The organism is Nitrospinota bacterium (genome assembly GCA_027619975.1).
Classification (GTDB): domain Bacteria; phylum Nitrospinota; class Nitrospinia; order Nitrospinales; family VA-1; genus JADFGI01.
In genome coordinates, this window is record JAQCGX010000014.1 from 41,220 (window position 1) to 53,605 (window position 12,386).

Consider the following 12,386-nt stretch of genomic DNA (forward strand, 5'->3'; position numbering starts at 1 on the left):
TTACCCTCGATCACGGTTGATTTGGTTCGACCTTGTTGAGTGATGGTTTTTACTACGTCTGCCAAAAAAAGAAAAGTTTATCTTTTTGCAGGAAGGTATTTCAAAGGGTTTCTTGAGTGGGTGTCGTTGCGCACCTCAAAATGCAGATGCGGGCCGGTCGAACGCCCGGTGCTGCCAACAGAGGCAATTTTCTGGCCTTGCGTGACCCAGGTGTTTTTACGCACCCAGTTTTTTGAATTGTGGGCATAAACGGTGGTCAGGTGATTTTTGTGTTTGATAATGACCATCAGGCCGTAGCCGGTGGGACCCCAGTCGCTGAAAATCACCTGTCCGTCTGCCGAGGCGACTATGGGGGTTCCCTTGGGGGTGCCGATATCGATCCCGTCGTGGTTTCGCCCGCCGCGTTTTCCGAAGGTGGAGGTCAAAATTCCCTTGACCGGCCATTGTAAAAAATTTTTAACCGGCGGCCGTTGTTTCTGCCCCGATGCTTTTGCCTCTGGTTTCTGCTGGGCGGTTTGTTGTGGATTGTCGGTGGGGACGTAGCGCACCCGGAAGGCTCCGGGAATCCACAAACGGCTTCCGACGGCGACATTGGCCGCATCACGTATTTTGTTGATTCGTATCAACGTCTGGACATTTATTTCGTAGACCTGGGCGATACTGTACAGCGTTTGTCCCGACTGGACCACATGATACACTCCACCCGTCGGCGATGGGGAGCCGGAAAAAAGAAAACCCTGGCAACTGCTGAGCAAAACGGTGGCGAGAACAAGGCCGGTTAATTTTATGATCATCTTTGGAAAAATCATGTTCAAATCGCGTCGATTGTCTCATAACCCATTGAAATATTTTAACATCGAGACGTATTCTGTCAAGCCCTATCGCATGAGGGGTTGTTCTTTACAACCCTGAGGGCATAGGGTATAAACGGGAGGCCATTTCCCAAACAGAGGCTGTGGGTCTTCGAGATTTTAATTTAAAAAATTCATTTTGAATATGGAAGCTGGATGTTCTCTTTAAGAATTTGTGTGTGGCTCCCGTTGCTCGGTCTTATTTCAGGATGCGGCCCCAATGCTGTGGCACCGGATATTTTTGCCCTTCCTGTGACCTATAAGGTGGGGAAAAAGCCAGCGGCCGTGCACGCGCATGACATGAACAACGATGGCTACCATGATCTTTTGGTCGCCAATTCGGGGGACGATACCTTAAGTTACCTCGAAGGACTGGGTGACGGCAAGTTCAAAGATCCGCAGACCATGAGCACCGGCCGTGAGCCCGTCGCTATAGACGTTGCGGATTTTAACGGCGATGGCAGTGCGGACATCGCTCTATGCAATTATGGCGATGGCGAAGTCTCCATCATTCTGGGCCAGAAGGACGGCCTGTTCAAGCTAAAAGGCAAGGTGAAAGTCGGAAGACTGCCGATCGCGGTGGTGTCAGGTGATTTCAACAACGATGAAAATATCGATCTTGCTGTGACCTTGCGGTTTCACAAATTGATCATCCTTTTAGGGGTCGGTGACGGGACGTTCAAGTTGGCGGAAGTCTATAAAGCTTCCGGGACCCCGGCCAATCTGGTGACGGGCGATTTCAATAAGGATAAGAATCTGGATATTGCCATTGCCTTCAACGCCATCAAGGTAAATTTCATTCGCCTGTATTACGGCAAGGGCGACGGCACCTTCGAAAACCCCAAGCGCATTACCGGCGGGCATCAATCCACATTCATCACCCAGCACGATATGAACGGTGACGGCTACTTGGACCTGATCACTTCCAGCATCCTTCAGGATAGCGTCACTCTGTACCTTGGGGATGGCAAAGGTTCTTTTCGTGCGGTGGGTGATTTTGCCGGCGAAAAAGGACCCGAGCATATTTTCCCCGGTGAGTTTACCGGCGACCGGGTTCCCGATCTGGCGGTGTGCAACCGGCGGGATGGCTCCATTTCCATTTTGGAAGGTAAGGGAGACGGGACTTTTTTATTTCCGCATTTTAATTATCCGGTGGGCAGAAGTCCACGTGCGCTCACGGGCGCAGATTTTAATCAGGATGGCTTGACCGACCTTGCGGTACTTTTATACGACTCGCAATTGCTGGAGGTCCTCTTGAGGAAAGTTTCCACTCCTCAGCCGGTTGAATCCTGACCTGTCAGCCGTTATTCTCTTCGGTCGGGTTTTCAGGCGGGGGGGGTGAAGAGCTGGTGATCACGTATTTTTCATCCAGCCAGTTTCCAAGGTCAATCAGTTTGCATCGTTCCGAGCAAAATGGCAAAAAGGGATTTTTTTCTTTTGATTCGACCGGTTTTTTACAAGTCAGGCATTTCATGGGATTCTTCGAGTAATCGTCTTTACTGTTATTTTTTGTCCGGCTAATATTCTATTTTAACTATAATAGCACAGCATGCTCACCAGGCTTTGATCGGTGGGATGTGATTGGTAATTACTTTCCTGATGAAGCGTCTGTATATTCTCCTTAGGGGGTGGTGAACCCGTTTGAAAGATACGATGATTATTGAGATCAAACAGCGCAATTTCTACCAGGTTTTGGGCATCCATCCGGATGCGTCCCAGCATGAAATTGACCACGCCTACAAAAGACTGATCAGCCGGTTCGACTCCGCCGGGTCCAAGCGCTCGCCAAGAATCCAGGCCGCATTAAAAGGCAAGATCGCGTTGTTACAGGAGGCCTACGACACGCTCTCCAACGAGAAAAAACGGGGAGAACACGACCTGTCGATTCAAGGGAATGGCAAAAGCGTCCTATCGTCTTCCTCACATTTGGACACAGCGCCCTTCAACGATTGGGAAATTGCCGGGGATATCAAGAAAAATTCCGGGAACGTTTATGAAGATTATTTTGGTTTGTCGGAAAAACCCTTCGACCTGACCCCGGACCCCAAATACCTTTACTTAAGCCCCAAACACAAGGAAGTACTTGCCCACCTGGTTTATGGCATACAGGAGAATAATGGATTCCTGAAAATTGTCGGTGAAGTCGGAACCGGGAAAACCATGATCTGCAGGAGTTTCTTGAGAGAACTGCACACGGACTTCAGCATCGCCTACATTTTTAATCCGGGAATCGACGAACTCGAACTTTTACAGACCATCAACTCCGAACTGGGATTGCCTGCGGAAAGCACCAGCAAGAAAAAACTCACCGATGTCCTGAACCGTTTTTTGCTTGAAGAAAGGAAAAAGGGACACCGGGTGGTGGTCATCATCGACGAAGCCCAGGACCTCCTTCCCTCAGTTTTGGAGCAGTTGCGCCTCCTCTCCAATCTGGAAACCGAAACGGAAAAACTGATTCAGATCGTGCTCATCGGCCAACCGGAACTGGACAAGGTGCTGGCTCAGGAGGACCTCAGGCAGTTAAAGCAACGCATCACCATCCAGTGGGAACTGCTTCCCCTGAATCTGGAGGAAACGCGCGGTTATATCCAGCATCGGCTCAATGTGGCGCTCGGCAAGGGCAAGGTGCAGTTGACCCGTTCCGGCACCAATTTGATCTTCAGGTATGCGAAGGGAATTCCGCGGATGATCAACGTCCTTGCGGACCGGTCGCTGTTGATCGCCTATACCCAGAATACCAAGAAGCTCACCTGTAAAATTGTTCGCATGGCGGCCAAGGATATTGGCGGCCTCAAACCGACGGCTTCGCCGCTGGAAATTTTCTGGAAATTTGTTCTGCCATCCATTGCTGTGGCGGCCTTGATGGTTTTTATCATACATGATTTTGCTCTGCCGGATTTGAAGACCAACCCGGACAGAGGCCGGGATATTCCAAAAATGATTCAGGAAAATCCGATAGACCTTTCCAACCCCGGTCAGCTGGTACAAAAGGAAGCGGGGGCTGTGCCGGTGGAATCGGTATCTTCTATTGATAAACTGGATGCCATGCAAAAACTGGAAGCCGTTCCGCCTCCTGAAAATACGGCCAAGCCAGGTTCCCTGGTTCTCACCCAGCCGGATAAGCTGGTCACTTATTTATCGAGTCTTTCCCTGGAGGAAAGCAAGCTGGAAGCGGCAAAATGGATATTGGAAACCTGGGGCTTTGACCAGTCCGGCGCCGAAATGGTGGACAAGTGGGCGCTTGAAAACCTGGAGACGGAATTCGACTTGTCGCAATATGAATTGAATGGCAATTTCAAGCGCTTGACCAACCTCAATTATCCCGCCATTCTGGAAGTGACGCTTCCCAATTCCCAGGGAACCAAATACCTGGCCCTGATCTCGGTGAAAGGGGATCGCGGTGTTTTCGGTTCGGTCGATAAAATCGAAATGCCGATTGAAACCATCAACCCGTTATGGACCCGCAAGGCGATTATTATCTGGAAAAATTTTGAGTTCCTGCCCGATGGCAAGCTGGTAAATGGATATGAGGGCAAGGAAGTGATCTGGTTGCAAAAAAACCTGCGGTTGCTGGGTTTCTTTATCGGTCGCGAAGTCCCGCACTATGGCGAACAGACCGATAAAGCCGTGCGCAAATTTCAGCGCAAAAACAATATCAAGGATGACGGTAAATTTTCTACGGAAAGCACCATGCTTCTATATAATCTGTTGGACATTTACTCAACTCCCAAGCTGATGGAACCATGAGCACCATTCTCAATACGTTAAAAAAACTCGAGGAAGAGAAAAGCGTTCTGGAGAAGAATATCAACCTGAAGGGGTTGCTGTTGCAGGGCCAGGAGTCCACCTATCCACAGTTCGGTCGGCAAGCGCCGCGCAGGTGGGGCTTGCTTGGCGGGCTGGCTGCGGGAGGAGTGTTGTTCGCCGGACTGGCGATATATTATTTCTCTTTTTCCGAACCCCGACTGAATCGAATGGGAAATATTAACTTGTCCCATCAGGCATCTCTGGTGCCAAAGATAAAAAAACCGCCGGAGAAAGTGGCGACGAGTCCCGGAATTCCACTCTCTGGCATTCCCGAAACGGAGCCGGTAGCAGAGGATGATCTCTTGATGGATAAAGATTTTTTTGGACCGGAAGATGCACTTCCTCTAATGGTGGAAACTACCGCGCCCGCGATCGTGGAGCAGCCTGAACCGAATGGGTCTGCGGAAATCCGCGAAATCGAAAACCTGATTCAGGCCGCCACTATTCCCGTTGAGGTGGCAAGCCAAAGCCTTGAAGAACGGGTTTCCTCATTGAACGGGGTTCAACACATCCCAGGGCTTAAGCTCAAGGGAATCATTTTTTTCAGTCCGAACAATGCGGCCAACCATGTTTATGTTGCCACCAACGCAGACAAAAATAAAAAACTGAAAGTGGGAGACACCCTGTTGGACTCCACTCTTGAGTCCATCGAAGCGCACAAGGCGATTTTTTCCTACAAGGGGCAAAGGGTGGAAGCCCATATTGGCGGATAATCTTTTTTTGATCCCCACTCTTTAATTGGCGATACAATTCTGAAATTTCATCAGGAGCAGTGGATTGCCGCGAATCTTCAGTTTGCCGGACACCACCGGCCACAAGGGAGAGGATTCCCGTCCGGCTATTTTAAGCCATGCCTGAGTGTCCGCCCGGACCCCAAGGTCGGCTTGGCCCGTGTGTCCTTCCAGCATTCCTAATTTGCCATTCACTATATTCACGGTGATTTTGCGCTCTTCATTACCCGTAAAGGCGAAATGAATAGTTAGCGTCAGATCTCTTGCTTTTTCCCGATTGAAAGCTATTTTGATGCCGTGGATAAATCCTTCGAGGGTTTGCGGGCGAAACGGAGTGCTGATATAACGAATCTCTTTAGTGGGGTTTTTTCGCGCCACCTTTTCCGCCGTGGTCCCTGGTTTCACATAGACGGGCTCCACCCTGTCTTTCAATGGCTTGACGATCTCGGTCACATATTGTTTCTTATCCCGTTGGAAAAAAGGCAAGACCTCCTCCCCTGCCGGGCACACCGCCATGCAATAGGCGGCTTTGTAATTGGCGCCAAACGAAAGCGATTGCCAGATGGACATCGTCTCGCTATCGCGCACTTTTGAACGGTATTGATCCACATTTTTTGATGCAACCAGTTGCTCGGTCCAATCTTGAAAGCCGCCCATGAACTCGCGATAGTTGCGGTTGTAGCAGGAAGAAAAATCAAATTCCCAGTTGGAATGAATGGCACCGACCGGGCAGGCCGAAACGCACAGGTTGCAGGTGAGGCAGGGATTCGTATCCAGAGGCCGGTCGTAGCGGTCCATTTCCGCGTCGATCAGGATCGACTCCAGCAGGATGAAGTTTCCAAATCGGGGGTGGATGACGTTGCGATTTTTCCCCATGCGCCCCATGCCCGCTTGCTCCGCCATCAGCTTGTGGCTGACATCCCAGATTTTAAGTGTTCCCCAACGGTCCATGTCCATCGGAAACCCGACGGTGGGAACGACACCACGCACGCCGTGCTTGTTGATTCGCTTGACGATTCTGCGGGCGATTTGCGTGAGGTCTTCGATCGTTTTGTGGAATTCATCGTTGGCGACATAACGCGCCGGACTTTGAATATTCTCCCGGTTCATGACCTGCACCAGGGAGATGACGGTGCGCGTGCGCCCGAACACGTGCAGGATACCTTTACGTTCCGAGTCCAAAGCCGGACGCTCGATTTCGATCAATCCCATATCGTCCGCGCCCTCTTCGATACAAATTTTCCGCAACCATTCGGCGGAATGGACGGTTTGTGTTTTAAGGGGTTTTTCTTCTGCGGCGGTTTCGATGGTTTGCATTTTGCGCTCCTTAGTTTAAGTGTATATGCACTTATTTGATGAAATTTTTTTTAAGTTGGTCCGAGAGTCTTGATGGTTGAGTTCAGGTTTTTCATCAATTCATTCCAACGCCTTGGCGTCAGCCGTTGAATCACCTCAGACTGAGCTTTTGTCCAATAGGGCATGGATTTTTTTAAGGTTTTTTTTCCTTTGTCCGTCAGGGTCAGGTTGCGGGTGCGGCGGTCTTCACCGGGAACGATTTTAACCAATTGCTGAGATTCCAGCGGTTTCAGGTTGCGGGTCAAGGTGGTTCGGTCCATGACCAGCGCCTGAGAAAGTGGACCAATGGCCACCGATCCGAAAGAGGAGATAGCGGCGAGAAGCGTGAACTGCGTGGCCCGGAGTCCCGTGGGTTGCATCACTTCATCGAACAGCTGGGTGACGGTGCGTGTGGCTTTCCTGAGGTTGAAACAGGTGCACTCCGCAACCGTCAGTGGGTCCGTTTTCAGCTGTGATTTATTCGATGTCATGCATAGGAGTATATACACCTATATATGTTTGTCAATAGTTTTTTGGTGGTTTGATTTTTTGGTCTCAGTCGTTAAGGGATTCTCTAAGGCTTGATATACAAATACCCCTGTTCCTGGAGGTCGGCGATGCGTTTGACGGCAACAGGATGCTCCGTGGGTTTGAATCCATCGGCCAGAGTGTCCAGCGGCATGTTGAACAGTTTCATGGAAACCTGGCACATTTCCGGTTCGACCCCTTTTTCCAGGATCAATTTGAGCTTGTTGAGAAGCTTGGGGTCCACATCCTTCTTGTCAAACAACTTCAAGGCCGGTCCGTGGACCACGACCTTGACCTCTATTTTTTCCGGTCCGCCTTCGGCTTCGATGTGCTTATTGATAAGAGCCAAGGCGTAGGTAGCCACTCCCACATCCGCTCCATCAATGTGATATAGAACTTTGATTTTGCCATCTTCGGTGCGGTGATTCATGGTTCCAGCCTGACTGATTCCCACCCCCATCAAGGCCGCGATCAGAAAAGAAATGGAAAGTAAACGCAGAGTTAATTTTCTCATAATGCCCTCCTAAGGCAGTGATGCAATAAAATTGTCAAAAATAGCGTCTGGGTGCAGAAGGTGCCAATTTTTTAATCCTTCAATACTGACAAATCGTTGAAGGAAATCTGGGTTCCTGGATAACCTTTTTCCAGGAGCAGGTCGATCACCTGTTTGATGGCTTTGACATGCCGTTTCCTGGATTCCGTGCCGTCATAATGGGGGTCTTCCTCTTCGATGGATATCACGCCGGGGGCGGTGAAGTTGCAGTAAAAAGCTCCCAACGGGCGCAGCGAGTTCACTTGATCGCCCTCGGAACAGGAGTTGACGATCATCATCACCATCGTGGGGTCCGGTCCGGGATAAATCTCAAACAGGCCGCCGTTTTGGATGGTGTGGTGGCGGCAGTATTCGATGACCCTTTGTACATCTTCAAATGAAACCGCTTTGTAAACCGCGTGCATCTTATTTTCTTGTGAGATAATGAATTGAGGGCATATCGAGAATAAAGTCAGGACCTATGAGCTTTTTTTGGAGATCCCCTGATTGAAATAGTCTAACAAAAGGCGGAACGATGGCAAATTAAATTGAAAGCCTGATGGAAAGAATCAGGGGCCTGGAAAACGAGTTGATCCAGGAGCTACAAAAAAAACAGGATGAATTTTATTATGAAGTGATCCGCAAGAAAGTTCGATTTGAACGGGAAGTCAGAAAACAGCACCGGGCGCTGGCTCAAAAAATTCATAAATATTTGTATCAATCCGACACGTTGGTAATTCTCACGGCGCCGGTGATCTGGTTTTGCCTGGTGCCGGGGGTGTTCCTGGATTTAGCAATTAGTGCTTATCAGGCGATCTGTTTTCCCGTATACGGAATTCCCAGGGTTCGGCGCAGCGATTATATTGTGCTCGATCGGCAATACCTGAGCTATTTGAACGGCATTGAAAAAATGAATTGCCTTTATTGCGGCTATTTCAACGGCCTGCTTGCGTATGCCCGGGAGGTGGTCGCAAGAACGGAGCAATACTGGTGCCCGATCAAACACGCGCGCAAATTGAAGACCGTTCATAATCGTTATAGAAACTTTTTAGACTACGGCGACGCTAAAGGGTACCGGGAAAAAATCGAAACCGTCCGCAGGGATTTTAAGGATTTGAAGTGACCTGTCGGCTGAATATTTTAATCGTATTGTTCCTGCCTCCTTCCCGTAGGTTTTCCCGTGATGGGGGTTGACTTTTGACGGGTTCCTCTGCTACACAGCATGCACTATGAATTTTCAAAACGTTATTCTTACCTTACAGAACTTTTGGACCTCACGAGGTTGCGCTCTGCACCAGCCCTACGATATTGAAGTGGGCGCGGGGACGTTCAACCCCAGCACGTTTTTCAGGGTATTGGGCCCGGAGCCTTACCGGGCGGCTTATGTGGAGCCGTCCCGCCGACCGACGGATGGCCGCTATGGAGAAAACCCCAACCGGCTCCAGCATTATTACCAGTTCCAGGTGATCGTCAAACCTTCGTCAGAGGATATTCAGGACGTGTACCTCGAAAGCCTGACCGCTCTCGGCATCGACCCCATGAAGCACGATATCCGCTTTGTGGAAGACGACTGGGAATCCCCCACGCTTGGCGCCTGGGGACTGGGATGGGAAGTGTGGCTCGATGGCATGGAAATCACCCAGTTCACCTATTTTCAACAGGTGGGTGGAATCGATCTGGCTCCGGTCGCAGTCGAGCTGACCTATGGTCTGGAAAGAATTTCCATGTATTTGCAGAACATCGACAATGTGTATGATTTGCAATGGAACGATACTCTGAAATATGGAGACGTTCACCTCGAGACGGAAAAGCAGTTTTCGCGCTACAATTTTGAAACCTCCGACAAGGACCGTTTGTTCAAGTGGTTCGATATGTATGAGGAGGAGGCCGGACTGCTTCTGGAAAACGAGTTGGTGTTGCCTGCCTACGACTACACCTTGAAATGCTCGCATGCGTTTAACCTGCTGGACGCTCGCGGCGCCATCAGCGTGACGGAACGAACCGGGTTCATCGGACGGGTCCGAAAACTGGCCCGTTTGTGCGCTGAAGGTTATCTTGCGCAACGAGAAGCCATGGGCTTTCCTCTGTTGAAGAAGGGGTGAGGGCGCGGGTTTATTGCGCGGGTTTTTCGTCGGTTTTTACGGAAGCCTCCACCGGGGGATTTTCCTCCGCAGGTATCTCCTGCCATCGTTGCAACTGGTTTTCGATATCCTTGCGAACATTCTTATCCAGTCGTTTGATTTTTTGGTAAAGGACGAGAGCGGCTTCCGCGAAATGAATCGCCTCGGGTTTTTTTTCCGCCTGTCCCATTGCCTGAGCCAGGTTCCACAGCGTTTCACCTTCTTTGGCTTTGTCCCCTGTTTTTTGGAAGAGGATCAAGGCTTTTTGAAAGCAAGGCGTCGCTTCACGATGGTTGCCTGCCTTTAAATTGGATCGGCCCATTTGCTCCAGCATCAAAGCGACATTCTTTTGATCTTTTAATTCCTGGGCGAGATTCAATCCCTGCTGGTAGTAGCCCAGCGCTTTTTTGAATTTTTTGTTTTCCGTGTAGGCATCCCCCAGTTTTCCGTACAGGGCAATTTCTCCCTTTTGATCCTGAAATTATTTGACCAGGGCCAAGCCTTCCTCAAAATACTCAATGGCGTTGCTGTGGTCTCCCAGGGAAGAATAGATCTTACCAAGATCTCCCAGGATGCGTCCCTGCCGTGGAGAATCTTTCTGTTTCCGCACCAGGCTCAATTCTTCTTTATAATATTCAATGGCCCGGTCGTTTTCACCGACTTGACTATAGATGCCGCCAAGATTTTCCAGAATGGTTTCTTCGCCTGAGGTGTCCTCGGATTTACGCAGGAGCGTCAACTCTTTTTCAAAATACTCAATGGCTCGGTGATGTCTGCCAAGAGCCCGCTGGGTCAAGCCCAGTTGGCCCAATGCGATTCTCTCATTGCTGGCATCATTCGACTGCTGGCAACTTTTCAAGGCTTGTCCCAGAAAATCCAAAGCCTCCTCCGACTGGTTCAACTTGTTGTGTTCTATTCCCAGAAGCAAGAGGTACTTGTTTTCAACTTCAGATTCGTTCAATCGTCTCGATGAATTTAAGGCCGCCTGATACCATTTTAAACGTTCGGCGGGGGTTTGCCGCAATTCGAGCAGAGGAATGGCCGCTTCCGTGTAAGACAGGCAAATATTATCAGCTTCCTCATCGTGATCACTGGCGGAATGAGCCCACTCGCGCCCTTTTTTAATATTTTCCCATTCCAGATCGAACCGATTCAGCCCCTGATCTCTATCTTTTCCGCCTTTGGAATAGAGTTCTCCGGCTGTCATGATCACCGTCAGAAAATAGGTGGCAAATCTTTTTTCTGCCACCCCTTGTTCAGATTCTTTCAGCCGCTGGCCCAGGAACCGGCGCACCTGGTCGTGCAGGCTGAATCGGTTGGTGTTGTTGTTACTTGTCACCACACCTAAAGTGAGGAGTTGTAAGAGATGCTCGCTATCGGGGTCCTCACAAATAAAGATTTCCGCTTTATCGTCGAATGTGTCCGGAAACAGGGTAAGCTTTCTTAAAACCACGGCGGCTTTTTCCGACAGGGACCGATGGCTGAGGGTCAAAATCAACTTCAAAATCTGTTTGTCGTCTGCTCGGGTTTCGGCGTTCATCGATTTCAATTCACCATTCAGGTTTTCTATCAATCCAGAGATATCCTGTTGGGAATTTGAAGCGATGTATTTGCCGAAAAGAGTAAGAGCCTGCGGAAAATTGTTGCATATTTTAGCGATTTCATTGACCCAAAATCCTGTCCGGGGGGAGGTTTTGAGGAGATACGTCTGGGCGTCCTTGGGGTCCAAAGGATTGACTTTTTTGGAAATCAAATACGGCAGTTTCAAGGGTTGGATCGAAGTTGTGATGAGAGCGCACTGTTTTGGAGGCAGGAGTTCCGTCAAGTTCAGGCCGCCTGAAACATTGTCCAAAAACAGAACGGATTTTCGGCTCTTCAAAAGAGTTCGGTATCGTTGCGTCCTTTGTTCCCCGGATTCGGGGTACTTTTCATGCGGGCTGAGTAAATTTATGACACGAGTCATGACCCCTTCAGGGTTAAGAGGTTTGACCGAAGACCCAAGCATATCTATAAAAATCGGTTCGTCAGGAAAATCAGGCAACAGTTTATTGGTCATCATCAGTCCCAGGGTGGTTTTACCCACGCCGCTGTTTCCGTAAAAGCCGATCAAAGCAGGATTTTTCCCAATCCGCGACAACACATCGGCGATGATATTTTTTCTGCCGATAAAATTTTTCGGGGTTGGGGGGATTTTCAATAGGGGAGTATATGAAAATCGTGTTTTCAGGCTTGTTTCCAGGGTTTTCTTGAGAGCTTCTTTCTCATTGGAAAATTCTGTGTAAGCCGAAGACTCCTTGGGCGCAGATTTTACGGAAGTATCCTTTTTTGTTTCTGACGATTCATTATTCTCCGGTTTTCCCTTGATGAGGAATAAAGCAATTCCCCCGAAGACGAGAAGAATTATAAAAATGGATAAGAGTGTGGTCATAAAAAAAAATTGTTCCAGACTTTTAAGGGGGCGTGGTCGGTTTAAATAATATGG

Annotated in this window: 13 protein-coding genes; 5 read left to right on the top strand and 8 right to left on the bottom strand. The window is 49.4% G+C overall.

The annotated features are described in order from the left end of the window. Window positions 1-77: 77 nt before the first annotated feature. On the bottom strand, window positions 78-794 hold the full coding sequence (locus tag O3C58_06770) for a M23 family metallopeptidase (protein MDA0691556.1): 717 nt from the start codon (window positions 792-794) through the stop codon (window positions 78-80). Between the two features lie 213 nt (window positions 795-1,007). Here O3C58_06770 and O3C58_06775 point away from each other — a divergent pair, with 213 nt between their 5' ends. Continuing rightward, window positions 1,008-2,144, top strand: a complete 1,137-nt coding sequence (locus O3C58_06775) for a VCBS repeat-containing protein (GenBank protein ID MDA0691557.1) — start codon at window positions 1,008-1,010, stop codon at window positions 2,142-2,144. Between the two features lie 4 nt (window positions 2,145-2,148). Here O3C58_06775 and O3C58_06780 read toward each other — a convergent pair whose 3' ends face one another. Next, window positions 2,149-2,325, bottom strand: a complete 177-nt coding sequence (locus O3C58_06780; protein ID MDA0691558.1) for a DNA gyrase inhibitor YacG — start codon at window positions 2,323-2,325, stop codon at window positions 2,149-2,151. A 179-nt stretch (window positions 2,326-2,504) separates the two neighbouring features. Between O3C58_06780 and O3C58_06785 the strand changes: the two genes are divergently transcribed. After that, complete coding sequence (locus O3C58_06785; GenBank protein MDA0691559.1) at window positions 2,505-4,598, top strand: AAA family ATPase; 2,094 nt, start codon at window positions 2,505-2,507, stop codon at window positions 4,596-4,598. Further along, window positions 4,595-5,371 carry a hypothetical protein gene (locus O3C58_06790; protein MDA0691560.1) on the top strand — a complete coding sequence of 259 codons (777 nt, stop codon included), beginning with the start codon at window positions 4,595-4,597 and terminating at the stop codon, window positions 5,369-5,371. The genes O3C58_06785 and O3C58_06790 overlap by 4 nt, the downstream gene beginning before the upstream one ends. Window positions 5,372-5,392: 21 nt before the next feature. Here O3C58_06790 and O3C58_06795 read toward each other — a convergent pair whose 3' ends face one another. From O3C58_06795 to O3C58_06810, 4 genes are all read right to left on the bottom strand, one after another. Continuing rightward, window positions 5,393-6,706 carry an SCP2 sterol-binding domain-containing protein gene (locus O3C58_06795; GenBank protein MDA0691561.1) on the bottom strand — a complete coding sequence of 438 codons (1,314 nt, stop codon included), beginning with the start codon at window positions 6,704-6,706 and terminating at the stop codon, window positions 5,393-5,395. Between the two features lie 50 nt (window positions 6,707-6,756). Then, a complete protein-coding gene (locus O3C58_06800) occupies window positions 6,757-7,215 on the bottom strand; it encodes a MarR family winged helix-turn-helix transcriptional regulator (GenBank protein ID MDA0691562.1) in 459 nt (152 codons plus the stop codon). Between the two features lie 83 nt (window positions 7,216-7,298). Continuing rightward, the gene (locus O3C58_06805) at window positions 7,299-7,766 is read right to left on the bottom strand and encodes a DsrE family protein (GenBank protein MDA0691563.1); all 468 of its coding nucleotides are present in this window, start codon (window positions 7,764-7,766) and stop codon (window positions 7,299-7,301) included. Window positions 7,767-7,837: 71 nt separating this feature from the next. Continuing rightward, a complete protein-coding gene (locus O3C58_06810; GenBank protein MDA0691564.1) occupies window positions 7,838-8,209 on the bottom strand; it encodes a hypothetical protein in 372 nt (123 codons plus the stop codon). A 134-nt stretch (window positions 8,210-8,343) separates the two neighbouring features. Here O3C58_06810 and O3C58_06815 point away from each other — a divergent pair, with 134 nt between their 5' ends. After that, window positions 8,344-8,907, top strand: coding sequence for a hypothetical protein (locus tag O3C58_06815; protein ID MDA0691565.1), 564 nt, complete (start codon window positions 8,344-8,346; stop codon window positions 8,905-8,907). 106 nt (window positions 8,908-9,013) lie between these two features. Further along, window positions 9,014-9,886, top strand: coding sequence for a glycine--tRNA ligase subunit alpha (glyQ, locus tag O3C58_06820; GenBank protein ID MDA0691566.1), 873 nt, complete (start codon window positions 9,014-9,016; stop codon window positions 9,884-9,886). Between the two features lie 10 nt (window positions 9,887-9,896). Here glyQ and O3C58_06825 read toward each other — a convergent pair whose 3' ends face one another. After that, the gene (locus tag O3C58_06825) at window positions 9,897-10,283 is read right to left on the bottom strand and encodes a tetratricopeptide repeat protein (GenBank protein MDA0691567.1); all 387 of its coding nucleotides are present in this window, start codon (window positions 10,281-10,283) and stop codon (window positions 9,897-9,899) included. A 102-nt stretch (window positions 10,284-10,385) separates the two neighbouring features. Then, on the bottom strand, window positions 10,386-12,332 hold the full coding sequence (locus tag O3C58_06830; GenBank protein ID MDA0691568.1) for a tetratricopeptide repeat protein: 1,947 nt from the start codon (window positions 12,330-12,332) through the stop codon (window positions 10,386-10,388). Between the last annotated feature and the right edge of the window lie 54 nt (window positions 12,333-12,386).